The organism is Microcoleus vaginatus FACHB-2002, from assembly GCF_040004035.1.
Taxonomy (GTDB): domain Bacteria; phylum Cyanobacteriota; class Cyanobacteriia; order Cyanobacteriales; family Microcoleaceae; genus Microcoleus; species Microcoleus vaginatus_C.
Genome location: NZ_JAMPLN010000033.1, coordinates 37911 through 62293, shown reverse-complemented (window position 1 = coordinate 62293; position 24383 = coordinate 37911). Strand labels below are relative to the sequence as shown.

The 24383-nt window shown below is 46.1% G+C and carries 20 protein-coding genes; 18 read left to right on the top strand and 2 right to left on the bottom strand.

Features of this window, described 5'->3' with window-relative positions:
• The first annotated feature begins 897 nt into the window (after nt 1–897).
• The 6 genes from bchL to NDI35_RS23195 all read left to right on the top strand — a co-directional run bounded on the left by bchL (nt 898) and on the right by NDI35_RS23195 (nt 6151).
• The gene (gene bchL / locus NDI35_RS23220) at nt 898–1764 is read left to right on the top strand and encodes a ferredoxin:protochlorophyllide reductase (ATP-dependent) iron-sulfur ATP-binding protein (RefSeq protein WP_015178522.1); all 867 of its coding nucleotides are present in this window, start codon (nt 898–900) and stop codon (nt 1762–1764) included.
• 34 nt (nt 1765–1798) lie between these two features.
• Nucleotides 1799–3271: a DUF5331 domain-containing protein gene (locus NDI35_RS23215; RefSeq protein ID WP_445314777.1), complete on the top strand. Its 1473-nt coding sequence runs from the start codon at nt 1799–1801 to the stop codon at nt 3269–3271.
• A gap of 474 nt (nt 3272–3745) precedes the next feature.
• The gene (locus NDI35_RS23210; protein ID WP_199297522.1) at nt 3746–5155 is read left to right on the top strand and encodes a ferredoxin:protochlorophyllide reductase (ATP-dependent) subunit N; all 1410 of its coding nucleotides are present in this window, start codon (nt 3746–3748) and stop codon (nt 5153–5155) included.
• 82 nt (nt 5156–5237) lie between these two features.
• The gene (locus NDI35_RS23205; RefSeq protein WP_445314776.1) at nt 5238–5570 is read left to right on the top strand and encodes a DUF6972 family protein; all 333 of its coding nucleotides are present in this window, start codon (nt 5238–5240) and stop codon (nt 5568–5570) included.
• Nucleotides 5539–5787, top strand: coding sequence for a hypothetical protein (locus NDI35_RS23200; protein ID WP_106148613.1), 249 nt, complete (start codon nt 5539–5541; stop codon nt 5785–5787). Before NDI35_RS23205 ends, NDI35_RS23200 begins: the two co-directional genes overlap by 32 nt.
• On the top strand, nt 5768–6151 hold the full coding sequence (locus tag NDI35_RS23195) for a type II toxin-antitoxin system HicB family antitoxin (RefSeq protein WP_445314775.1): 384 nt from the start codon (nt 5768–5770) through the stop codon (nt 6149–6151). The genes NDI35_RS23200 and NDI35_RS23195 overlap by 20 nt, the downstream gene beginning before the upstream one ends.
• Before the next feature lie 133 nt (nt 6152–6284).
• On the opposite strand, the gene NDI35_RS23190 is transcribed toward NDI35_RS23195, so the two are convergent.
• The gene (locus tag NDI35_RS23190) at nt 6285–7154 is read right to left on the bottom strand and encodes a hypothetical protein (protein WP_445314774.1); all 870 of its coding nucleotides are present in this window, start codon (nt 7152–7154) and stop codon (nt 6285–6287) included.
• 66 nt (nt 7155–7220) lie between these two features.
• Nucleotides 7221–7343, bottom strand: a complete 123-nt coding sequence (locus NDI35_RS23185) for a hypothetical protein (protein WP_445314773.1) — start codon at nt 7341–7343, stop codon at nt 7221–7223.
• Here NDI35_RS23185 and NDI35_RS23180 point away from each other — a divergent pair.
• From NDI35_RS23180 to NDI35_RS23125, 12 genes are all read left to right on the top strand, one after another.
• On the top strand, nt 7342–8397 hold the full coding sequence (locus NDI35_RS23180; RefSeq protein WP_445314772.1) for a hypothetical protein: 1056 nt from the start codon (nt 7342–7344) through the stop codon (nt 8395–8397). The two genes, NDI35_RS23185 and NDI35_RS23180, sit on opposite strands and share 2 nt — an antisense overlap.
• A 397-nt stretch (nt 8398–8794) precedes the next feature.
• Nucleotides 8795–8935, top strand: coding sequence for a hypothetical protein (locus tag NDI35_RS23175; protein WP_445314771.1), 141 nt, complete (start codon nt 8795–8797; stop codon nt 8933–8935).
• A gap of 320 nt (nt 8936–9255) precedes the next feature.
• On the top strand, nt 9256–9984 hold the full coding sequence (locus NDI35_RS23170) for a glycosyltransferase (RefSeq protein WP_445314770.1): 729 nt from the start codon (nt 9256–9258) through the stop codon (nt 9982–9984).
• Nucleotides 9977–10753, top strand: coding sequence for a polysaccharide deacetylase family protein (locus NDI35_RS23165; RefSeq protein WP_445314769.1), 777 nt, complete (start codon nt 9977–9979; stop codon nt 10751–10753). The genes NDI35_RS23170 and NDI35_RS23165 overlap by 8 nt, the downstream gene beginning before the upstream one ends.
• Nucleotides 10754–10779: 26 nt before the next feature.
• Nucleotides 10780–12408, top strand: a complete 1629-nt coding sequence (locus NDI35_RS23160) for a DUF2079 domain-containing protein (protein ID WP_445314768.1) — start codon at nt 10780–10782, stop codon at nt 12406–12408.
• 173 nt (nt 12409–12581) lie between these two features.
• Nucleotides 12582–13250 carry a DUF3318 domain-containing protein gene (locus tag NDI35_RS23155; RefSeq protein ID WP_015178535.1) on the top strand — a complete coding sequence of 223 codons (669 nt, stop codon included), beginning with the start codon at nt 12582–12584 and terminating at the stop codon, nt 13248–13250.
• A gap of 396 nt (nt 13251–13646) precedes the next feature.
• Nucleotides 13647–14648, top strand: a complete 1002-nt coding sequence (locus NDI35_RS23150) for a sugar transferase (protein ID WP_445314767.1) — start codon at nt 13647–13649, stop codon at nt 14646–14648.
• A 541-nt stretch (nt 14649–15189) separates the two neighbouring features.
• Nucleotides 15190–15627 carry an ATP-binding protein gene (locus NDI35_RS23145; RefSeq protein WP_445314766.1) on the top strand — a complete coding sequence of 146 codons (438 nt, stop codon included), beginning with the start codon at nt 15190–15192 and terminating at the stop codon, nt 15625–15627.
• A 161-nt stretch (nt 15628–15788) separates the two neighbouring features.
• On the top strand, nt 15789–17057 hold the full coding sequence (locus NDI35_RS23140; protein ID WP_445314765.1) for a glycosyltransferase family 4 protein: 1269 nt from the start codon (nt 15789–15791) through the stop codon (nt 17055–17057).
• A gap of 165 nt (nt 17058–17222) precedes the next feature.
• Complete coding sequence (locus NDI35_RS23135) at nt 17223–20651, top strand: protein NO VEIN domain-containing protein (protein WP_445314764.1); 3429 nt, start codon at nt 17223–17225, stop codon at nt 20649–20651.
• Nucleotides 20648–23785: a DUF1156 domain-containing protein gene (locus NDI35_RS23130; RefSeq protein ID WP_445314763.1), complete on the top strand. Its 3138-nt coding sequence runs from the start codon at nt 20648–20650 to the stop codon at nt 23783–23785. The genes NDI35_RS23135 and NDI35_RS23130 overlap by 4 nt, the downstream gene beginning before the upstream one ends.
• Nucleotides 23785–24372 (top strand): hypothetical protein, encoded by a 588-nt coding sequence (locus tag NDI35_RS23125; protein ID WP_445314762.1) that lies wholly within the window; start codon nt 23785–23787, stop codon nt 24370–24372. The genes NDI35_RS23130 and NDI35_RS23125 overlap by 1 nt, the downstream gene beginning before the upstream one ends.
• Nucleotides 24373–24383 lie beyond the last annotated feature (11 nt).

The following is a 24383-nucleotide window of genomic DNA, read 5'->3' as shown; positions in this document are numbered from 1 at the left end:
TACTCAACAATATTCCCATTCATCTGGAGCGTTGGAGTTCCTTCCCTCACACTCCTGTGGATGCCTTTTATACTTGTAACTCCTCCTAGTTGTAAAAAACCTACACCTGTCAGCACTCTCCCTCTCCCCCTCTCCGCCTCCCCCACTCTCTCCCACTCCCTCACTCCCCCAATCTCCCCCTCACCCGCCAATTCCTAAAAATTCACAATTTTTTACACAACACTCAAAACCCCAGCAAAATCACCCGCAACAGCCGAAAGCTAACATCACTTTGCCCTCCCCTGACCCAACTGGGCCCAATTCACTATCTCCTTTGCCTCATCCACTAGCGCCTTTGTGCCCGTTCAAGTTAGCCGCACAAGCCCTCAACTGCCTGCATCCTAGCCCCAAAGCCAAAAGCCCAGATTGTTTGAGAAGTTAATTTTTGTTTTATTTTTGTACCTCTTTATATGAAAAAAGTATTCTAAAATTAATTAAGAATCTAAAAAAATTCTAAAAATAGATTTTTAGGTCAAAAAAACCGTTAAAATTCCCAAAGGTGCAAAATAAACAAATTTACTAGCATTTTCATTTAGACGCCCCCTTTCTTTTCATCGCAAGTTAGCTAATAATGCTTTCAACGAGGTGACTAAGGGCCGAGTCCAAAATTGGCCTAACCCAAAGACGGATACAAGCCCCAAACAAAAGTCGTCGAGATCGAAAATTTTAGTTAGAGAGAAGCCCCAGATTCATCTGTGGAGTCCATTCTTTAATCTCAAATCTGAAATCTCAAATCGACTGACAGTAAGGGAATGGCAATTGGGCTATTGCAATTGGGCTATTGGAGTTGGGCGATCGAAAAAAAGCATGAAACCCCAGCCCTCATCGTTTTGATAGAAACCTATAGGAGAACAAAGAGTGAAACTCGCAGTTTACGGAAAAGGTGGAATTGGCAAATCGACAACAAGCTGCAACATCTCTGTTGCCCTAGCCAAGCGCGGCAAGAAAGTTTTGCAAATCGGTTGCGATCCAAAGCACGACAGCACATTTACCCTCACTGGCTTCTTGATCCCCACAATTATTGACACCCTTCAGCAAAAGGACTATCACTACGAAGACGTTTGGCCCGAAGATGTCATCTACAAAGGCTACGGCGGCGTTGACTGCGTAGAAGCAGGCGGCCCTCCCGCAGGAGCTGGCTGCGGCGGCTATGTAGTCGGTGAAACCGTCAAACTCCTCAAAGAACTCAATGCCTTCGACGAATACGACATCATTCTGTTCGACGTGCTCGGAGACGTAGTGTGCGGCGGTTTTGCAGCCCCATTGAACTACGCCGATTACTGCATGATTGTTACCGACAACGGGTTCGACGCTTTATTTGCAGCCAACCGCATCGCCGCCTCAGTCCGCGAAAAAGCCCGCACTCACCCGTTGCGGCTCGCCGGTTTAATTGGCAACCGCACCTCAAAGCGCGACTTGATCGACAAGTACATTGACTCTGTACCGATGCCGGTGCTGGAAGTGCTGCCCCTGATTGAAGACATCCGAGTTTCTCGCGTCAAAGGCAAAACATTGTTTGAGATGGCCGAAAGCGATCCTTCCCTCAACTACGTCTGCGATTACTACCTCAACATCGCTGACCAGATTTTGGCAAGACCCGAAGGAGTAGTGCCCAACGACACGCCCGATCGCGAATTATTTGCCTTACTTTCAGATTTTTATCTAAATCCAGTGCAACCGGTGGTCAAGAAGGAGGAAGATGAGCTAGACCTGATGATGGTTTAATAGGTCTAGCGATCAGGATGAGGATAAAGAGGTTATGGCTTTTTTTGATACTTTTTCAGTTGCTCTCAAACAGAAGTGGTTGGACTACTACCAGGTAAATCGGGCTTGGCTGCTCCTGCACATGACGGCTGACAACACGGTCGCCACACCCGACGGCGGGAAAAGGCCTGTTTCTTACCTCATCCTGGGAATTGCGGCTGCCCTGGAGCCGGAACTCCAGCAATTAATGCTGCCCTTCTCAAAACTCAAGCCGGATGCAGACAGCCTGATCGAAGTGTTGGGACTAAATTTTGACCCGGACATCGCGCTGGGTATGCCCTCAAATATCGTGCCGCAGACGGCCGGCACATCTCCAACACCCGCAGCAGCTCAAACTGCAACTACTGCACCCGCAGCCTCTCAAATTCCAACTACTGCACCCGCAGTCGCTCAAACTGCCACTGCTGCACCCGCAGCAGCTCAAACTGCCACTGCTGCACCCGCAGCCAAATCCAATAAATTGGGCGGTGCTGCCTTAGCAGCAGCCGGAGTAGTCGCCGGAGCCGCCGGAGTCGCTGGTCTGGCTGCTGCTGCGTCAGCACTGAGCGCCGAGGAGGAATCCTTGGATCAGTTTGAGGAAGAAGCGGTCTCCGACTTCGACATGGGCGATGACGAGGAAGAAGCGGTCTCCGACTTCGACATGGGCGATGACGAGGAAGAAGCGGTCTCCGACTTCGACATGGACGATGACGAGGAAGAAGCGGTCTCCGACTTCGACATGGACGATGACGAGGAAGAAGCGGTCTCCGACTTCGACATGGACGATGACGAGGAAGAAGCCTCGGCTTTGGACGGTCTCGGTCTAGAAGACGATGAGGAAGACGCCGTATCTGACTTCGATATGGGCGACGATGAGGAAGACGCCGTATCTGACTTTGATATGGGCGACGATGAGGAAGACGCCGTATCTGACTTTGATATGGGCGACGATGAGGAAGACGCCGTATCTGATTTTGATATGGGTGATGACGAGGAAGAAGAAGCCTTAGCTTTGGGCGGTCTCGACCTCGGCGATGATGACGAGGAAGAAGAAGCCTCGGCTTTGGGCGGTCTCGGCCTCGGCGATGACGAGGAAGAAGAAGCCTCGGCTTTGGGCGGTCTCGACCTTGACGATGACGAAGAAGAATCCTCACAATTTGGGACTTTGACCTCTGGGGATCTCGAATCGGGAATATCCGATCCGTTTGGGGAAGAAGATGCAGAGTTTGTCGCCGAAGAAATACCTGATCCGTTTGGGACAGCGACCTCAGATGACCTAGACATGGATCTGGGTGACTTGGACGAGGACGGTATTGACGATTTCTCTGTATCTGATGACGATGACCTCGATGATCTCGGACTCGACGATCTGGGGGAAGCAACTACCGGAGATCCCGATGAAGATGATTTAGATGCTCTAGGTCTCGGTGATTTGGATTCCGACGATGAGGATGAAGAAATTTCCGGCTTTTTATCTGATTTTAAGTGAGGTTGTTGCGATCGCCCGCATCTCTTCTAGTCTTGAAGTTTGCCGGTCTATAGGTGAGTTGTGAGTTGCGAGTTGTTAATTTTTAATTAGCTCCAGCTCACAACTACCAAAAGGCTTTTGGCCGGAGCGAGTTGAAGAAAACTAAATCCCTGCTGTGAGGGATTATAAGCCCTCGCGCAGAATTTTTTAGCTCAATTTTTGGATGCTGCGGCTGCGGAAATATTGAGTTGGCTGCATCTATTTTTCAGAGGAATTAGCCCAAAATCAGGTATTTCTATTTATTGTTCGCTGCGAAAGCGCGATCGCACAAAACAGGTGTTTTCTCGCTGCGCCTGTTGGCGTTCGAGAGGAAAAAAAACCTATTTCTATCGTCCGCGAGAGCAACGAGGCGATCACAAAAAACAGGTATTTCCTCGCTTAGCGAGCCTGTCCTGTTTCAGACTAAAAACAATTTAAAGGGAGAAGATTTGAGATATGACTGCTATTACTACTAATGAACCGGAAGCTTTAAACTTTGAATGCGAAACAGGCAATTATCACACATTTTGTCCGATTAGCTGCGTAGCTTGGCTTTATCAAAAAATTGAAGATAGCTTTTTCTTGGTCATCGGTACCAAGACTTGCGGCTATTTCTTGCAAAACGCAATGGGCGTGATGATTTTTGCTGAGCCTCGCTATGCGATGGCTGAGTTGGAAGAGGGCGATATTTCCGCTCAGTTAAACGATTATGATGAGTTGAAGCGGCTGTGCTTGCAAATTAAGCGCGATCGTAACCCCAGTGTAATTGTCTGGATCGGCACTTGCACCACCGAAATCATCAAAATGGATTTGGAAGGGTTAGCGCCGAAACTCGAAGCAGAAATTGGCATTCCCATCGTCACAGCCCGCGCTAACGGTTTGGATTACGCTTTTACTCAAGGGGAAGATACCGTTTTGGCAGCGATGGCTGCTAAATGCCCTGAGAAAGCGCCTGTGATGGAATCTCAGAAACAAGAACGCAATGCTATCTCTCAACTGCTGAATTTCGGTAAGAAAAAAGAGGAAGTTGCAGCAGATGAATCGGAATATGTCAAGCACACGCCGCTGGTACTTTTCGGTTCTTTGCCCGACCCGGTTGTGACTCAGCTAACTCTAGAATTGAAGAAGCAAGGAATCAAAGTTTCCGGTTGGCTTCCTTCCAAGCGCTACACTGAATTGCCAGTCTTGGAAGAAGGCTATTATGTATCGGGCATGAATCCGTTCTTGTCGCGCACAGCTTCTACGTTGATGCGCCGCCGCAAGTGTAAGCTAATTGGTGCGCCATTCCCGATCGGCCCTGACGGAACTCGCGCTTGGATTGAAAAGATTTGCTCAGTGTTGGGAATTGAACCAAAAGGTTTGGACGAACGGGAAGCGCAAATTTGGGCTGGTTTGGAAGATTACCTGCAAATAATTCGCGGCAAATCTGTCTTCTTTATGGGAGACAATTTGCTGGAGATTTCTTTAGCACGTTTCTTGATTCGCTGCGGCATGACTTGCCCGGAAATTGGCATTCCTTACATGGACAAGCGCTATCAAGCGGCTGAGTTGGCTTTGTTAGAAAAAACTTGTCACGAGATGGGAGTTCCTACTCCTCGGATTGTGGAGAAACCAGACAATTACAATCAGTTGCAGCGGATTTACGAGCAGAATATTGATTTGGTGATTACTGGTATGGCTCACGCTAATCCTTTGGAAGCGCGGGGAATTAATACTAAGTGGTCTGTTGAGTTTACTTTTGCTCAGATTCACGGGTTTGGTAATGCGCGGGATATTTTGGAGTTGGTGACTCGTCCGCTGCGCCGGAATAATTCGCTGAAGGATTTGGGTTGGGGTAATTTGGTGAAGAATGAGGCTCAGGTTTAATCGTTTTTAGCCTTGAATAAAAAACCCGGTTTATTAAATAAACCGGGTTTTTATTAAAAAATTACTGAAATTTGCCGATTAAATGAGTGGTATTAACCGTGAACTAACTATAGACAATAGACACATTGCCAAGCATCTCCCAGATACACTACAAATGCAAAGGTTATTGCAGCGAGGGGGATCTGCTCATGTATTTAACAATGAAGCTACAATGATTAGAGTGGCACAAGCCATAATAGAAAATGGGGAATTCACAGGCATTATTCGCAATCACGAACGATATGGACTCTACTTTGCCAGCCCAATTGGTTATAGAATTCAGAGTGATGGCAGCCAAATTCCTTTACATTACGGTGAAATTAAAGTGATAGGAGATAAATATCATGTCATCCCCCGTACCCAACCTAGCAAATAACTGGCAGTTTACAGAAATATGGGTTGATCCTACCTCTGTCCCTCCTTATGTTTTGATGTTGCTCGGTGATGATAAAAATAATTTTTGCATTTTCGACCCGACTGAAGACTATAAGATTGTTTTTGCTTGTTCTAGCTATGAGGAAGCAAGGCTTTGGCTGCTTGAAGATGAATATGAGCGGGTTGAAGGGCGGCTCAATGTTGAGCAAGTGGCTTAAGTTATTGATGATGAAAGTCAAGCTTAAATCTCTAGATTATTACTTGGGTCTGAAATATCCTATCAGTTTTCACCCGGAAGCTGAAGGATACACAGCTATCATAAAAAACCTTCGGGGCTGTATGTCTCAGGGTGAAACTTTATCGGAAGCAATGGAGAACATTGAGGAAGCTAGGGAATTGTGGATAGAGACTGCTTATGAGTGCGGACATGAGATTCCTTTACCTGCAACGGAAGTTGAGTATAGTGGAAGTCTATCTTTACAGATTCCTAAATCTCTACATTTGAGTTTAGCAGAAAAAGCGGAAAGGGAAGGAGTTAGTCTTGACCAGTACATTCTGGTTGTGTTAAGTAAAGCAGGCTAAAAGATAATCAGATAAGGACGATCGAGTTTGAGGCACGCTTCAAGGGCGATCGCTCTTTTATTTTTTTATGAACCCCTGATGCAGGCAGATTAACGCTTCGGAACGCGGATGAAGAGTGCGATCGTACTTTTAATCAATTTACAATTACGCCAAATTTTAATAACATTCTAGGCAAATAATCATCCAAATTCTTGATGTGTTCATCTGTTAACTCTATCAGGTTGAGTTCGTACTTCTGATATAGTTCTTGCTTCACTTTCTTACGCGCCACATACTCCTGGTTGTTCTCATATCCCCAGTATTCAATATACACCTTCCCCCCTGGAATATAAAAGTCACAGTAAGCTTCTTCCTCTATGGGTAGTCGGCGTTCATAGGCGTGAACTAGCTCCGCCATATAGAGCCAATTATCAATCAAAACTTCAGCTTTAGACCGCACAAAATGACCGTCGGTTGTTCGATGCTCTGCACTCGCCCGAAACTTCTCGCGGAACCCTAGCTTTGTGTTTACTTCTGTTTTGCTTTCATAATTGTCACCTTTAAGACTCTCAATAGTCGCCAGAAAAACTTGATTTGTCAGTATAGATTCTGGCCAAAGCACATAAGGAGTGTTGTCTTGAGGGTAGGTTTTTTGCACCGCCCCAAAACCTATTCCCCGCTTAGTGGCTACCCAGCCGTTGCGCTCTTTGTTTACCAATCCTAACTCCGCTAAAATCGGATTGACTTTGTGCTTTGATATTTCTAGTTTCTCGCTGATGCTGGTAGCGGACAGAAGTGAGGGGGAAGAGGATTGTTGGGGTTTAGGTTTGGGCGCTGACACGGGTTGAGCGTTGTTAGCTTTCCAATGTTCGTAGCATAATTTGTGACCGGGTTTTGAAACGGCTTGATTACATCCGGGTGCCGTGCAGGTTTCTGCTGAAAGGGCAGATAAAGCTTCATTTATGGCTGCTAGCTTGCGGAGCAAAGGATCTAATGTCATATTAACAGCTTGAGATATATTCAAAAATAGTACCACTTTAATTTCTATGCAGTCAAAAATTAAAAACTGGCGATTCCCTTTGGGGTAGCTTCACTCCCGCGCACTTTTCCCCAACCTTTCCAGAATCCCAGGCCACACGCCCGTAACACGATCGCAGGTACGATCGCCTATAATCGAAACTAGCCCAACTCTCATCAGTTGAGAAACCGCCATGAGTCAAGACAAGGAAGAAATTAGCTATTCAGAGAAAACAGAACGCCTCAGAGTTATCGGTCAGTTTATCAAAACTGTCACACCGATGATTTGGACGATCGTAATTTTAGTAGTCATCATTCCCCTATTCGGTAACTTTCTAATTTCCCAGTCACTAACAAATAGCGGAACCACAGCAGTTGTAGTCTCGCCGCCACACGATTTCAGCAAAGTCAACCAAGACATTAAAAACGCTATCCAACAATCCCATACAACAGCCGAAACTTTCGCATCAAAAGAATTGGACAAATGGGAAACCGAAGTAATTGCACGAGTAGACAATAGCTTCCTCGATTGGTACTTCGATTACTTCAATCAAAAAAAGATGGAGTTTACCGTACCTTTTAATTTCGTGAAATCGGCCGTACTCAACAGATTTGATATGACAGCAGCTTCTCAAGCTGTTTCCGAAAAATTAACCGAAGACTTTCAAAGAGAATTTGCTAACCGCGTGCTGGTACCCAAAAACGCTCAACTGCGATTTCAATTAATCACTCAAGATACTGCTAATTTGTACATATCAGAGGTTAGCAAAAATGTGAAAGTAGTTCAAAACAATTATAATATACCACAAGTACAGTGGGACAAATATCTGAACGATATTGCCACTACAATTAGCGACAAAGGAAACGTCTCTAATTTATCATTAAAAGTATTAGTGGGCGGCAGTGGCTACTTAGTTGCTAAACCCTTAATTTTGGGAGTAGCAGCTAAAGTTGGCAGCAAAGTTACCGCAAAAGTTGCCAGCAAAGCCGCCGCCAAGGTAGCCACAAAAACAGGCGGTACAGTTGCTAGTCAGTTGGGAGTAAGTTTAATCGACCCGATTGTCGGCATCGGAATTATCATCTGGGATTTGTGGGATTACAATCACACAGTCAAAGTAGAAAGACCGATTTTGCGGGAACATATTGTAGAATACTTGAAAGATGTCAAAAAGTCCCTGCTTACAAATCCTGAAAGCGGAATCATGGCAGCAATTTATCAGTTAGAAAGTGGCATTTTGAAGTCACTTTAATCTATTCACTCGGCATCGGCTTTTTGGGATTTGCTATGAAATACTAGCCCAGCTCTTGGGATGACAAAAACCAATTGTTATGGCTGACTAAAGGCTCTAAAAAAGGTTCCAAGTTTTGCTGGCTGTGCTCGCCGGAAAAGTGTCGCCGCAACGGCGACACTTTTCCGGCTATTCGGAAGGTAAAGTATATCGTAAAAGCAGAAAATGGTAATTTCTACTGTGATGATTTCTAAGATTACTTGATAAGTGATGGAAGTTAGGATGAATGCTAGTAAAAAGCTAATAATACGTTTTTTTCGGAGCGTAATACCCGGTTGAAAATACTCCGGCAATTTGTTAACTAAATAATTTAGATTGACAATTACAACCTCATGAGGTAAAAGGTTCGGGCGGGATTATGAGGGTTTTTCTGGCTTCGCTGCTGGGAGAATCTAGATTGTCGATCGCCCGCGTTTTCCGTAAAGATAAGCTGGCTCAACTCAAGCATGATACAATTTTTCTCGATCGCACTTATCCCGCAACCCCGGTTCACACTTGACAAGTCGTGCTAGATGAGTGGCGATCGTGCGCTTGCTCAAAAATCATCATTTGAGATAGATTAGCCACTATGGGCGATCGACAGCAGCAATTCCAACAGCACCCTCCAACCCCGAAACTGCCCGCTGTTCAAAGGTTCTAAAAAGTCCAACTTCGTCTTTGCACTTTCCAGGCGAAGTTGAAGTCAATTTTCTCATCCGCAGTTAACAATACCTCTCCCCGCCAGAAATTTTCTCGGTAAAATTTTCTCTGTAAATTTTTTACTTGTGATTTACCTCCCGAGGTGGTAGCATATTTTACCGAAAGCCCGATCCCACCACCATGATGAAGATAGCGGTAATTCTGCCTGTTTACAACGAAGCAAAGTGCATAGAGCAAACCTTTGATAGAATTTTAGAATTTTCTCAAAAAAATCCTGCTTACAATTTTATTATTGTTAATGACGGCTCGACCGACAATACACTGCAAATTCTCGAAAACCAACTCAAAAATTTCCCCACACATCACATCAAACTAATTTCTTACAGCAACCGTCAAGGCAAAGGATATGCCGTCAAAAAAGGCAGCGAATATGTTGACGCCGACTGCATTTGCTTCATGGATGGCGACTTAGCTTACTCCCTCGAACACCTCGAACTCTTAGTCAAAAAATTAAAAGAATTTGATGTTGTAATTGGTTGCCGAAACCTCGTTCAAGAAAATTTCCGAAATCTTAGCTTACTCAGAAAACTATCGGGCAAAATATTTAACTTACTTACTGGAAAAATTCTCAGTCTACCATATAGAGATATGCAAGCCGGACTCAAAGGATTTAACAAAATACCAGCTAAAGAAATATTTAAAAGCCAAACTATTACTGGATTTTCTTTTGATGCAGAACTGCTTTTTTTAGCAAAAAAAAAAGGATATACAATTGGTGAAATCCCCGCCAAAGTTTGCCAGCCACACCTCTACAAACATTCTCAAGTCAATATATTCACAGATTCCCTAAAAATGCTGATGTGCTTATTTCAAATTAGAGCCAACGACCGCGCAGGCTACTATGAATAAATCAATCTTGTTGAGCTTTGACATAGAAGAATTTGACATCCCCGAAGAATACGGTCAACCCCTGGAATCCGACATCAAATTTGAAATTTCTAACCGAGGATTGTCCAAGATTATTGCACTTCTAGAAAAATTAGATATTACAGCCACATTTTTTGTGACAGCTAACTTTGCACTCCACAACCCAGATACAATCAGAGAAATTTCAAAACACCATGAAATCGCCTCCCACGGGTTTTACCACTCTCAATTTTGCCTAGAAGATTTACAGAAATCTAAACAAACCTTAGAACAAATAACTAATACTGAAATCACTGGATTCAGGATGGCTAGACTTCAGCCAGTTGACGACGCAGAAATAGAAAAAGCAGGCTACGAATACAACTCATCAATGAATCCAACTTACATCCCCGGCAGATACAACAACCTATCTAAACCCCGAACTGCATATTATACGAATAAACTGCTCAACCTTCCCATTTCAGTCACTCCTCTGATCAGATTTCCTTTATTTTGGTTGAGCTTTAAAAACTTCCCCCTCTCAATGATAGAATTAGCAACCCAACTAACCCTACAAACAGACTCTTATCTGAACATCTACTTTCACCCCTGGGAATTCACAGATATTTCCCAGTTTAAATTACCCGGTTACGTCAAAAAAGACTCAGGCAGCAAAATGGTTGAAAAACTAGAAAAATATCTCACCAAGCTGAAAACCAAAGGCAAATTTATTTCTATTTCCGAATTTAAGCATAACTTCATTCAACCTTAGATAAAATATCGGCTTCCGCAAAAAATATGAAATTTCAACCTCTCGACTACTGGAAGAATCAAACAGGATTGCGTCAAGTTACAATCCTAGCAACCATCTTTTTTATATTAGTTTTAACTTTTAGCCTAATCCGCTACGAAAGCTTCTTAGCCACCTACGATCACGGTCTATTTAACCAAGTATTTTGGAATAGCATACACGGCAGATTTTTTCAAAGTTCACTGTCCTCAGCCGCCTCCAGCGCCTCGCTGATGGACAGACAACTTTCCTACCCATTTTACATCCATTTAGGGCAACACTTCGTCATCGATTTTCTGATTTGGATGCCGATTTATGCCTTATTTCCATCCCCCATTACCCTGATAGTTTTGCAAGTAGCTTTAATTGCAGCAGCCGGAATAGTGCTGTATTTCTTAGCAAGACAGTATCTATCTGTTCCCCTGTCGGTAATGATAGTAGCCAGCTATTACGGAGCAAATGGTGTCATCGGCCCGACGCTGGGAAATTTTTACGAACACTGCCAAATTCCTCTATTTATATTTAGCTTGCTCCTAGCATTAGAGAAGCAGCGCTGGCCGCTATTTTGGCTGTTCGCAGTTTTAACACTAGGCACCCGCGAAGATGCTGGAATTAGCTTGTTTGGCATCGGAGCGTATTTAATTGTCAGTCGGCGCTACCCCCGCGTCGGCATAGCTTTGTGCGCTCTCAGCTTTAGCTACGTGGTGTTCATAACTAATACAATTATGCCGAGGTTTTCGGTTGACAATTCCCGCTTGTACTTAGCTAATTACTTTAGGAAATTTGTCAAAACCGAGAACCCGTCAACACTAGAACTGCTTTGGGCGATTATCAGTCAACCTCATCTTATAATAGAAGTATTTTTTAAAGATGCAAGTAGGCGAATTTTATATCTTTTAGGTCATTGGTTGCCGCTAGCATTTGTACCTGCGATAACTCCTAGCGCCTGGTTAATGACTGTTTTTCCTTTACTGGTTCTGTTGCTGCAAGTTGTTAATCAGGCCGCTACTTCAATTAACACCCGCTACACATTTGCTGTAATTCCGGGGTTATTTTACGGTACAATCCTGTGGTGGTCGCAACATCAAGATAAATTCAAACCCAGGTTCCACCGCTTCTGGATTGGGTGTATCGGTCTGTCAATACTGCTCACGTACACTTCCAATCCGAATCGAGCTTTGTATTTCCTCTCTCCTTATTCTTTTCAACCTTGGGTTTATCAATCTTTACCGGCTCAACTCCGACACGCAGCTAATGTGAAAAAAGTTTTAAATTTGATTCCCCAAGATGCTAGCGTTTCTACCAGCGGTTATATCGTTTCCCACCTTTCGGACCGCCGGAACATCATCCGTTTAGAAGTGATGCAGATGAAAGACGAAGAGGGAAAAGTAGTCGATGTCGATTATGCGCTGTTAGATTTGTGGCAGTTGCAGCAAAACAATTTAAAAGTTCCCGTTGACAGAGGTAGAGTTCGGGCGGGAGTGCGTTTTACCGATGAAGCTCTACGGCGAGGTTTGTACGGAATTGCTGAAGTATTGGACGGAGTTGTTTTAGTTCAAAAAGGCATAACTTCTAAGCCGGAAGTTTTGTCTGCTTGGTCGAAATTGCGGCAAGAAATCGAACCGTTGATGAAATAGTCGAAAGTCAATGATCGAGCAGGCAGTTGCGATCGCCCCCTGAGACTAAAATCAACTAAAATTGCAAGTATTGGTCGATCGACCTCCGTTGCTAGACTATATTTGGATTCAAGGTTTGCTATACTCCAGAAATAGACACATATTAACCTTTGCAAAATCAATAGGCCGGAGCTATGACATCCTATGCAACCTCTACAGCAAGAGCCGAGATGAGTGAGATCCGGCGCTTGAAAAACATACTGCCCCCAGAACTCCAAAGTTGGGTAACAGTAGAAAAAACAATAGAAGTTAATCCTACCCTGATCCGCAGCGAAGAAATAGGCAAAGACCAGGTAGAAATCCAAATAGACCTGATCCGCTGGGAACAGCTAGCAATGGATCAGCGCAACCTCCTATTTTGGCACGAAGTCGCCAGAATCCAAAACGACACCATCCCCAGAGACGGTTGGGAAATGGCAGCCCTCGCCATTGGTTTAGGTGGCGCCGTCGGCGAACTTTGGGTGCAAGACGGCTTGCTGCTGTTACTAGCCCTATCCCTGTGCGGCGTCTCCGGCTGGAGACTTTACCAAAAAAACAACGGAGAGAAAAGTTTAAAAGAAGCAGTAGACGCCGACGAAAAAGCCCTCGCCCTGGCCACCCGCTTCGGGTACACTCTCCCAAACGCCTACAAAAGCCTCGGCAGCGCCTTAAAAACCTTAATCGAGCAAACCTCCAAAAAACAGCAGCGGGCTAAATACGAAGCTCGTCTCCAGGCCCTCAAACGCAACGCAGCCAAAGCCAAAGCCAAAGTCAAACCCATCACCCGCGAAACCTCCCAGTCAGAAAACGTCTACAATTCTTAACCTCATCCCCCGACGCTTGGTACGGAGGTTTTCCCGTTAACGGTTAACTGTTGACTTCTGTGTTAGCTGTTAACTGTTAACTGCGATGGCTATCTGGTGCAAGACAGGCACCAAAATGATTAACGACAAGATTAATCGGCCTGAATCCACAAAAATCTTGATTCCGATGTTAAAGTTTGACCCCGACTGCGTTCAAAAATCTTTGGGCCAAAACTGGCACTGGTAGACTTAAGTCTATTTTTGCCTTTGATATCATTCTCGGCGGGCGAGTTTGCAGGCGTTTTTGTAAAGTTTGTATAAAGCTAGCCTTTTGTTAACCATAATATTTGGTAAAGGTGGAGCTGCTAGGACAGAATAGGCTAAAGACATAAGCTTGAAATTTGAAACCAGGACTTCATGGTCAGTCAAACCCCAGAGGCAGATTTTCGGGTAACGTACTCGGACGAGATTCCCTCAGTTCACATACCCGTGCGCTTGAGCGTACTTGAAGCTGTAAACTTCAAGACAACCTGCCAGCAACTTTTTTCGGAAAGCACCACCGTTCCCAGCAAGATTGTCCTAGACTTCAGTCAGACGACATTCATCGACAGTAGCGGGATCGGTGCTTTAGTCAGCAATCTGAAATTTGCCAAACAGCGTGGTAGCGACTTGGTGCTCCGAAGCCTCAAGCCGCAGGTGATGGCAGTATTTGCTCTCACCAGCCTAGATCAAGTGCTGACGATCGAGCAGCCCTCTGCAACCTCAACTCCCACAGAGACCAACCCCTCGGACAATCAGCTACCGATGACGCACCCCTCAGTGCAATCGTGGGTGAAGCGGCTGATAGATATTGTTGGGGCAATCGTCGGTTTGATAATTACAGGAATTTTGCTCGTACCTATAGCTGCAGCCATCACTATCAACGATCCAGGCCCGATATTTTTCGGTCAAACCCGCTGTGGCTGGATGGGCAAACAATTTCGGATTTGGAAATTTCGATCGATGTGTACCAACGCCGAAGCCATGAAAGCCCAAATCAAAAACCAGGCTTCTGGCGCATTTTTCAAAAATGACAACGACCCGCGGATTACCAAAGTCGGGCGCATCTTACGCAAAACCAGCCTCGACGAACTGCCGCAGTTTTGGAACGTGCTCAAAGGCGAAATGAGTCTAGTGGGCACTAGACCGCCTACCCCAGACGAAGTTGAGCGTTACGAAGTCCCTCAGTGGCAGCGTTTGGATGTCAAACCCGGGATGACAGGGGAATGGCAAGTCAACGGTCGCTCTCAAGTCCGCGATTTTGAAGATGTCATCCGTTTAGATTTAAAATACCAACAAAACTGGAGCCTGGTGTATGACCTCAAACTAATTGTCAAAACTGTAACAGTCCTGTTTAACAAAAATAGTGGCGCTGTGTAGGAACCCTCAACAACCCACCGCTGAACTTTGAGGTGCTGTTGCCGACGGGGGGCGGGAAGTCGAACTCGATACTTAGTCAAGCAGACGATCGCTAGCGATACCTACGCTAGCATTAAGTGTTAAAATTCACACGCCCAGAAAATGCACAGCTAGTTGCCAGCTCTGCAATCAGAGCATTAATCAATTGGCGAGTTCGAGGTCATACTCGAATGATCCCAGCAGGATTTTCGAGGACGAGAAGAACTCACCTGTGTTTAGAAAAGTACCGACTGCTAACACGGTCGAAGCTTAAATCACTTCCTCGCAAGCTGACTCGGGAATTTTCCCTATTTAAACGCCCTACCGAGGCGGGTTACAGTATCGGAAGTCTCTCATTTGCTGTGCGAGTAAATGGTGCGAAAGGAATGCTCACCTTGAGGCAAAACGGGCTTCTTCAACTCAAGCTTGACTTAACTAATATGTTGCCAAGACCTTGCCCTCCTTTTTCTCTCCCTCCGCCGCTGAGTACAGCGGTGGTGGGGGCCGACCAGGGGGAAGAAAGATGAAAGACAAGCAACCAAAGGCCGAGTGGCACCTGCAGGTTGAAACAGACCTGAATGCTTTAACATCCATTTTGGAATGGTTGGAGAATATCGTTTTGCCCATGATACCAGCGGATTTCTGGTGGCAGTGCCGACTGATAATCAACGAAGGCTTTACAAACGCTGTCCGCCACGCTCACCAGAACTTGCCCCCCACGACGCCCATAGACATTGAGGTAAAAGTGTTTGCCGATTACTTAGAAATTAGGATTTGGGACAGGGGTCAACCCTTCAACTTAGAAGCAAAGCTGCACTCGATCATGCAAGAGCAGCGCGATCCTTTGGACAGAGAAGGAGAAAGGGGACTGGTGTTCATGTACAAGCTTACAGACGATCTTCGCTATATCCGTACCGAAGATCGCCGCAACTGCCTGGTAATGCGAAAAAACATTAGCTGAGGGCGCGATACCCGCCCGGTAAGGGCGGCTTCTTTCCCAAAGAGTGGAAGATCCCCTCGCCCCCTATTGTCCTACCCGGCACCCAACCACATCCTCTGCAATTCTGCGGGTGCAGGCTCGATGCACGCGGCTGGAGGACAATTTGCTTCAAAATAAATATTATGCGTATTCTAATTTATTCCTATAACTATTATCCAGAGCCGATCGGCATTGCCCCCCTGATGACAGAACTAGCGCAAGGCCTAGTCAAGCGCGGCCACCAAGTCCGAGTCGTCACAGGAATGCCCAACTATCCGCAGCGCCGGATTTATCCGCAATATGAGGGCAAATTGTACCTCACCGAAGAACACAACGGCGTCACAATTCAGCGCAGCTATCTGCGTGTCAACGGGCCCCACCCCAGCCTCCTAGACAGACTTGTGCTAGACGGCAGTTTTGTCGTCTCCAGCGCCGTCCAAGCCTTCAGAGGCTGGCGTCCCGACGTGATTTTCTCGACCATGCCCCCTTTACCGATTTGCGTCCCAGTCGCCTTTTACGGCTGGATTCGCGCTTGCCCGATCGTCCTCAACGTTCAGGATATCGTGTCAGAAGCAGCCGTGCGCGTCGGCTTGGTCAAAAAAAACGGACTGCTAGTTCGCATTGCTGACGCTTTGGAAAAATTGGCCTACAGCACAGCCAGCCAAGTCAGCGTCATCGACAGCGGTTTTGTCAAAAAATTGCATTCTCAGGGAGTACCCCCCGAAAAAATAGTTTGCGTTCCCAATTGGGTTGATGTCAATTTTATTCGCCCCTTACCCAAGGAAAGTAACTCATTTCGAGAAACTCACAAACTCAAGGGAAAATTTGTCGTTCTCTATGCAGGCAATATTGCCCTCACTCAAGGCTTGCAAACAGTTGTTCAAGCAGCGGCTCGTTTGAAACACCTAACCGAAATCGCTTTTGTAATTGTCGGGGAATCAACAGCCTTGGCGCGCTTGCAACAAGATTGCGAAACTTACAAAGCTAATAATGTAATGTTGCTACCATTTGAACCGCGAGAAAAATTGCCAGAATTGTTAGCTGCTGCTGATGTTAGTTTAGTCGTACAAAAGCGCCGCGTTACTAACTTCAATATGCCTTCAAAAATTCAAGTAATTCTCGCCAGCGGTCGGGCAATTTTGGCTTCGGTTCCCGAAACTGGTACGGCTCAGAAAGCAGTGCAGCAAAGCGGTGGCGGGGTGGTGGTAGCGCCGGAAGATCCCCAGGCTTTGGCTGAGGCTGTTGAGGATTTGTACTTGCACCCTGCTAAGGTGGATGCGTTGGGCGAGCAAGGCAGAAATTATGCTGTGGAGAATTACGGATTTGAGGAAGCTTTGAATCATTATGAAACTTTATTTGCGGCGGTTGCAGCGAGTCATGGTGAGAAAATATTGGAGCCTTTGCCGAAATGATCGCTAAGGACGATCGCTCCTGCCAATGAAATCGCTCAAGTTTACAAAATAAAATTAGTAAGATGGGTGTAAAACAGCCACTTAATTATATTTTTTATACATAGAAAAGTAAAGTTAGCAGCTAGACACTATTAAATAAAATCCTGTTTTGGGAATGGAAAGCTGATGCAAGTAGAGCAAATGAAGTCCAATGTAATTCTGCGAGGCTCCCTCTTCCCAGAACCTGTAAAAGTAATTATGGTAGTGCCGATGGGAGATGCCATTAAACTCATCGGCAAAGGAATCAATACCAACCAAGTCTACGAGCCCATTCTGTCAAAACAACAGTTGGCTCAACTAGAAGCTACCCCAGAACAAGAACCCTTTGACGGCAACGCCCTGCATTTTCGCCTGGGCGTGGAAGCCCTGCGCTTGGGTTTAGCCTACGAATATGACCCTTATTTTGCCCTGGCGATCGCCCATGTAGACCCCCTGCCCCACCAACTAGAAGCCGTCTACGAATACTTTCTCAAACAACCCCGCATCCGCTTCCTGCTAGCCGATGACCCCGGTGCTGGTAAAACCATCATGGCCGGACTGCTACTCAAAGAACTCAAAGTCCGGGGCTTAGTCAGACGTACCTTAATTGTCACCCCCGCCAACCTCACATTTCAATGGCAGCGGGAACTCAAAGACAAATTCCGCGAAGATTTTGAGGTGATTCGGGGCGATGTCCTGCGGGCAAATTACGGCTCTAACCCTTGGAAAGAAAAGAAACAAGTCATCACCTCAATATCCTGGGTTTCCCGCATTGAAGATGCCAAAAATAGTCTCCTGCGGAGTCATTGGGACTTAATCATTGTGGATGAAGCCCACAAGATGAGCGCCTATAGTTCCGATGATAAAACCTTGGCTTACAAACTCGGTGAAGAACTCTCCAAACTCACCGACCACTACTTATTAATGACCGCCACGCCTCATAAAGGCGACCCCAAAAACTTTTGTTTATTCCTAGAACTTCTCGACCGCGATGTTTATGGTGATGTTACGAGTTTAGAAGAAGCAATGCGTCGGAATAATGCTCCGTTTTATCTGCGGCGGACTAAAGAAGCTCTCGTTACTTTCCCCGATACAGAGACAGGTCAAGCCAAAAAGCTATTTACTAATCGCAAAGTTGAAACGATAGACTTTCAAATTGATGACGAAGAATTGGATTTCTACGACGACTTGACTAAGTATGTAGAAGACCAGTCAATCAAAGCATCGGCCGATGATTCCGCCCGCGGTCGCGCCTTGGGTTTTACGATGGCAATGTTGCAACGTCGTTTCGCGTCTAGTGTCTACGCAGTGCGGCGAAGTTTAGAACGAATGCGCGATAAACGCCAGCGGATATTGGAAGACCCAGAGGCTTATCGGGCCGAACAGATTGCTAAGAAAGTGCCAGAGGATTTTGATGAACTGACTGAAGCAGAACAGGAAAAAATTCTGGGAGATTTGGAAGGAGTCGTCGCTTCCATTGACCCCGTAGCGCTGCAACAAGAAATCTATCAGTTGAACAAACTGATCGACCAAGCGCGGACGTTGGAAAAACGAGAAGTTGAATCGAAACTGGTGAAACTGAAAGAAGCTATTACCCAGAAAGGCATATTCCAAGACCCGCTGATGAAACTGCTGCTTTTCACCGAGCACAAAGACACGTTGGATTATTTGGTGGGTAAGCTGCGGGAGTGGGGACTATCGGTGACTCAGATTCACGGGGGGATGAAAATTGGAGACAGGGATACGCCCAATACCCGAATTTATTCTGAACGCGAGTTTCGGGAAGATTGTCAGGTATTGGTGGCGACGGAAGCGGCGGGGGAGGGCATTAACTTGCAATTCTGCTGGTTCCTGATTAACTATGATATTCCCTGGAATCCGGTGCGCTTGGAACAGCGGATGGGTCGCATCCACCGTTACGGTCAGGATAAGGATTGTCTGATTTTTAACTTTGTTTCGACGAATACCCGCGAAGGACGGGTGTTGTGGAAGTTGTTTGAGCGCATCCGGGCGATCGAGATTGACATCGATCCAGAACGCACTGGCAAAGTGTTTAATGTTTTGGGCGATATTTTTCCGGCCAATCAGCTAGAACGGATGATTCGGGAGATGTACGCTCACAACTTGACGGAAGATGTGATTAAGAACCGCATCGTCGAGCAAGTGGACACCGATCGATTCCGCCGCCTCACCAATTCCGCTTTAGAAGGATTAGCTAAGCGGGAACTGAATTTAAGTGCGATTATTGGTAAATCAGCAGAAGCAAAAGAGCGACGTTTAGTGCCAGAAGTGATTGATGACTTTTTTGTGCAAGCGGCCCCGATTTCGGGGATTCACCCCAAGGAAACGCGCCAGCATCAGAAGGTGTACCGCATTGGGCGAGTACCGCGTACTCTATGGCCGATCGGGGAACGTTTGGAAACCCGCTTTGGCAAATTGGGTCATGACTACAAAAAGATTACGTTTGATAAACATAAGTTGACAGATGACCCAACGCTGGAATGGGTGACGCCCGGACATCCGCTGTTTGAGTGCGTGCGGGAAGATGTGCTAATGCGGGTACAGGATGATTTGCGCCACGGGGCAGTATTTTTCGATTTGCATCGCGATCGACCTGCGAGATTGGATGTGTTTTCGGCGGCGATCGCCGATGGACGCGGTAACAAGCTGCACGAACGTGTCTATGTGGTGCAGACGGAAATCGACGGGACAATGACAGTGCGACAGCCGACTTTATTTTTAGATTTGGTGCCAGTAACTGATAGTGCCAAGTTGGTTGTTAGTTTGCCAAATGATACAGATTTACCCAGTCGCGACCAGACAGAACAAGCGTTGATAGAACAAGAATTGAATCGTTTTTTGACCGAAATCAGGACTCAAAGACAGCAGGAAGTTAAGACTATTTCCGACCACATGGAAATTAGTTTTAGTACAATTATTGATAAAGTGCAGTGTCAGTTTGCTGAGTTAATTTCGCGACAAGAATCTGGTGCCAAGGAATCTGGACTAGACGGCCGCATCAAGCAAATGGAAGACCGATTGTTTGAGTTAAACGGGCGATTGGAAACGCGGCGGGACGAACTCGAAAAAGAGCGCAGTTGCACGATCGCCGATATTCAACATCACGGACGGGCTTGGGTACTTCCCCATCCAGAACGCACATCCCCTGAAATGGCAGCTATGGTTAGCGATCGCGAAATTGAGCGAATTGCAGTGGAGGCAGTTATTGCCTACGAGGAGGCGAGGGGCTGGCTGGTGGTGAGTGTAGAAAAGGAGAATCGCGGCTTTGATTTAATCTCCCGCAAACCTCATCCAGAAGATCCAAGCACGGCGATCGCGGTGAGGTTTATTGAGGTTAAAGGGCGATCGCGCGTGGGTGAAGTAGCCCTCACCACCAACGAATACAAGACAGCAGAACGCTTAAAAAAAGACTACTGGCTGTATGTAGTCTTTAACTGTGCCTCTACTCCAGAAGTGCGTCCAATACAAGACCCCGTGCAGTTGGGGTGGGAACCGTTAGTGAAGATTGAACATTATCACGTTGATGCAGAGAAAATTTTGGAGGCGAGCAAGTGAGTAACAAAACTAATTATCCCAAACGCCTCATCGAAGTTGACCTCCCCATCAAGCGGATTTCCGCCCACGCCAGACGGGAAAAATCTATCCGTCACGGGCATATTTCAACGCTGCATATTTGGTGGGCGAGGCGACCTTTGGCCGCGTGTCGGGCCGTGATTTGTGCTTCGTTGTGGATCGATCCAGTTGATGAATTATGTCCTCAAGAATTTCGGGATAAAGCAGCCAGCATTATTAATGATTTTGCTAAGAAAGTGGCGAAGGATAAGGATTTAGCTAATCATTGTTCTCAGGAAAATTGGAGTAATTGGAAGGTTTTAGCCAAAACAGAAAATCAGTTAGATCCTAATAATCCCCAGCATTTCAATATTCTCCGCTATCGGTTATTGGATTTTATTGCGGATTTTGCTAATTGGGATAATTCCACACAGCAAGACTATTTAGAAACCAGTCGCGCTTTAACTCAAGCAGCCCATGAAGCATTAGGCGGCGTTCTCGGAACTCGTCCCCTAGTTGTTGACCCCTTTGCTGGGGGTGGTTCGATTCCTTTGGAAGCGTTGCGAGTAGGTGCGGATGCTTTTGCTTCTGACTTGAATCCGGTGGCAGTTTTGTTGAATAAAGTGGTGTTGGAATATATTCCTAAATATGGGCAAAAGTTAGCGGATGAGGTGCGGAAGTGGGGACAGTGGGTTAAGGAAGAAGCAGAGAAGGAATTAGCTGAATTTTATCCGAAAGATGCTGATGGAAGTACGCCCATTGCTTATTTGTGGGCTAGGACAATTATTTCTGAGGCTCCTGATGATGGGACGGGGATTCCTGTAGAAGTGCCGTTAATGCGTAGTCTTTGGTTGGCAAAGAAAGCTGGTAGATATAGGGCTTTGCGTTGGGTACGGGATGCTTCGGGTATTGTGCAAACTGAGACGATAGAAGTGACTTATGCCGATGGGGTAACGCGCAAGGTGCGCCGTCCTTTGTTGGAGATTTTTGAGCCGAAGAGTGAGAAGGAAGTTGAAAAGGGAACGGTGGCTAGGGGTTCGGCTACTTGTCCTAGGACGGGATATACAACCCCTGTAGCATCGACAAGAAGGCAGTTAAAAGAGCGTAAGGGTGGGGCAAATGATGCAAGGCTTTTTTGTGTAGTGTTGACCAAGCCGAGTACACAAGGCAGATTTTATCGTTTGCCTACTTTACAGGATTTAGAAGCGACTGAAAAAGCACTTGTAGGGCTGAAAGAATTTACAAATTTAGACCTAATTCCAAATGAACCAACTCCAATGGGGGGCGGTAGTGGTGCGGGCCGAGCATTCTCACAGCGTAATTATGGTATGGATAATTTTGCTGATTTGTTCTCACCACGACAAATGCTGGCATTAGTGACACTGGCAAGACTGGTTAAAAAACTTGAGAGTAAAGAAATTCAAGAATTAGGAAGTGACAAAGAATTAGCATATGCAATTCAAACTTGTTTATCCTTAGCTGTGGATAGACAAGCAAATACCTTAACCTCTCTCTCTCGGTGGCACACATCTGGTGAGAAAAATGAAGGATTATTTGCAAGACAAGCTATTCCTATGGTATGGGATTTTTCTGAAGCTAATCCCTTGTCAGGTTCATCAGGCGACTTAGATGGTGCATTAGCATGGATTTTTGATGTCTGTAAATCAAATGCTCATCTTGAAGGTACAGAAGGACAAACAGAACAGACCTCAGCTACCAATCTCTACTATCTTCCTGATGATTCCGCCCAATTTCTATGCACTGATCCGCCTTACTACGATGCTGTACCCTACGCCGATCTATCTGACTTCTTTTACGTTTGGTTAAAACGCACACTACCGCCTAACCTTTCTGCAAGTTTCTCTAATGAACTTACACCTAAAGATGAAGAGTGCATTGTTGATGAAGTAAAAGGAAAAGATAAAGCATTCTTCGAGCGCACAATGGGAAAAGCAATGGCAGAAGGGCGGCGGGTAGTCGCTCCAAATGGTATCGGTTTAATTGTTTTTGCTCACAAATCCACAGCAGGATGGGAAGCGCAATTACAAGCAATGATCGATGCAGGTTGGATTTTTACAGGCTCTTGGGCCATCGATACCGAGATGGGAAATCGGCTCAGAGCCATGAACTCTGCCGCCCTTGCATCCTCCGTTCACCTTGTCTGCCGCCCTAGAGAAAACCCTGATGGCACATTACACGAAGAAATTGGCGATTGGCGCGATGTATTGCAAGAACTACCGCAACGGATCAAAGAATGGATGCCGCGCCTCACGGATCAAGGCGTAGTCGGAGCCGATGCCATCTTTGCTTGTTTGGGGCCCGGCCTAGAAATTTTCTCCCGTTATTCCAGCGTCGAAAAAGCCAGCGGCGAAATCGTCACCCTCCGCGAATATCTCGAATATGTCTGGGCTGCGATTTCCAAACAAGCACTCAGCACCATTTTCAAAGATGCAGACACTTCGAGCTTTGAAGAAGATGCTCGATTAACTGCCATGTGGCTGTGGACACTTTCATCAGGTGATGGAGAAACAGGCAAGATGCCTGTTCCACAAGGTGATGGAAAAACAGGCAAGATGCCTGTTCCACAAGAGGAAGAAGATGTTAGCGATGATGACGACGAAAGCACAGGCAAAAAAGCAAAAATCACAGGCTTTAGCCTGGAATATGATACCGCCCGCAAGATTGCTCAGGGACTCGGCGCTAACTTGGATAACCTCACCAGTCTCATACAAGTAAAGGGGGACAAAGCCCGACTGCTACCAGTATCAGAGCGATCGCAATATCTGTTCGGCAAAGACGCGGGCAAAGCCCCAGTCAAGCGCCCGAAAAAAGAGCACAAGCAATTGAGTCTCTTTGATACTTCAGAGAGCACAGCCGATGAAGTGTCAGAAGATTGGGGCGATACCAATATTGAGAATCAAGGAAAAACTGTACTCGATCGCATCCACCAAACCATGATTTTATTTGCCGCTGGACGCAGCGAAGCCCTCAAACGCTTCTTAGTCGATGACGGCGTGGGAAGTGACAAGCGCTTCTGGACTTTAGCCCAATCCCTCTCAGCCCTGTATCCCACGGGCACCGATGAAAAGCGCTGGGTGGATGGAGTTTTAGCTCGCAAAAAAGGGTTGGGGTTCTAATGATGCAAAATATCGCCTACCAGTGGCAAACTAAATTCTGGCAAACCCTGCAACAACCTGAAAATGCTGACCCTTTAAAACAAGCTGCCTTAAATGGACAACTTACTAAATGGACAACAGCTTTAACCACTACCGTTGTCGCCACTTCTACAGCAATGGGTTGGCAGTCTTCCGCTAGAGGAAATTCACTAGGCTTGTTTCCTGTTTCAACCAGTGAATACCTAGCCTTAGATGTAATGTCCTTTGCTCCTGGTAATACTCGCTGGCGGTTCCCTATCGCCGTGATGGAATTAGAGAACAGTAGCGATATTAACCGCAGTGCCTATTCACTATGGAAAGTGCTATGCGTGCGTGCAGATTTACGAATAGTATTTTGCTACCGCCGCAGTGCAGAGGAACGCGCTGCTGTGATTGCCTTCCTGCGTGATGAAGTGCTGCAAGCCATGAGTCTAGCCGACAGGAGGAAACTCGGAGGTGAAACCCTTGTAGTCGTAGGTAGCCGAGACGATTCTGCTACCTTTCCCTACGGCTTTTTTAAATGGTGGGAGTTGGAAATAAATGCCGGAAAATTTACGATAATCTCTTAGGAGAATAAGCA

Excerpts from the sequence above, each read along its gene's own strand:
- NDI35_RS23215 (WP_445314777.1), top strand. The coding sequence starts at position 1,799 with ATGGCTTTTTTTGATACTTTTTCAGTTGCTCTCAAACAGAAGTGGTTG.
- NDI35_RS23210 (WP_199297522.1), top strand. The coding sequence starts at position 3,746 with ATGACTGCTATTACTACTAATGAACCGGAAGCTTTAAACTTTGAATGC.
- NDI35_RS23205 (WP_445314776.1), top strand. The coding sequence starts at position 5,238 with ATGAGTGGTATTAACCGTGAACTAACTATAGACAATAGACACATTGCC.
- NDI35_RS23200 (WP_106148613.1), top strand. The coding sequence starts at position 5,539 with ATGTCATCCCCCGTACCCAACCTAGCAAATAACTGGCAGTTTACAGAA.
- NDI35_RS23195 (WP_445314775.1), top strand. The coding sequence starts at position 5,768 with ATGTTGAGCAAGTGGCTTAAGTTATTGATGATGAAAGTCAAGCTTAAA.
- NDI35_RS23180 (WP_445314772.1), top strand. The coding sequence starts at position 7,342 with ATGAGTCAAGACAAGGAAGAAATTAGCTATTCAGAGAAAACAGAACGC.
- NDI35_RS23185 (WP_445314773.1), bottom strand. The coding sequence starts at position 7,343 with ATGGCGGTTTCTCAACTGATGAGAGTTGGGCTAGTTTCGATTATAGGC.
- NDI35_RS23175 (WP_445314771.1), top strand. The coding sequence starts at position 8,795 with ATGAGGGTTTTTCTGGCTTCGCTGCTGGGAGAATCTAGATTGTCGATC.
- NDI35_RS23170 (WP_445314770.1), top strand. The coding sequence starts at position 9,256 with ATGATGAAGATAGCGGTAATTCTGCCTGTTTACAACGAAGCAAAGTGC.
- NDI35_RS23165 (WP_445314769.1), top strand. The coding sequence starts at position 9,977 with ATGAATAAATCAATCTTGTTGAGCTTTGACATAGAAGAATTTGACATC.
- NDI35_RS23160 (WP_445314768.1), top strand. The coding sequence starts at position 10,780 with ATGAAATTTCAACCTCTCGACTACTGGAAGAATCAAACAGGATTGCGT.
- NDI35_RS23155 (WP_015178535.1), top strand. The coding sequence starts at position 12,582 with ATGACATCCTATGCAACCTCTACAGCAAGAGCCGAGATGAGTGAGATC.
- NDI35_RS23150 (WP_445314767.1), top strand. The coding sequence starts at position 13,647 with ATGGTCAGTCAAACCCCAGAGGCAGATTTTCGGGTAACGTACTCGGAC.
- NDI35_RS23145 (WP_445314766.1), top strand. The coding sequence starts at position 15,190 with ATGAAAGACAAGCAACCAAAGGCCGAGTGGCACCTGCAGGTTGAAACA.
- NDI35_RS23140 (WP_445314765.1), top strand. The coding sequence starts at position 15,789 with ATGCGTATTCTAATTTATTCCTATAACTATTATCCAGAGCCGATCGGC.
- NDI35_RS23135 (WP_445314764.1), top strand. The coding sequence starts at position 17,223 with ATGCAAGTAGAGCAAATGAAGTCCAATGTAATTCTGCGAGGCTCCCTC.
- NDI35_RS23125 (WP_445314762.1), top strand. The coding sequence starts at position 23,785 with ATGATGCAAAATATCGCCTACCAGTGGCAAACTAAATTCTGGCAAACC.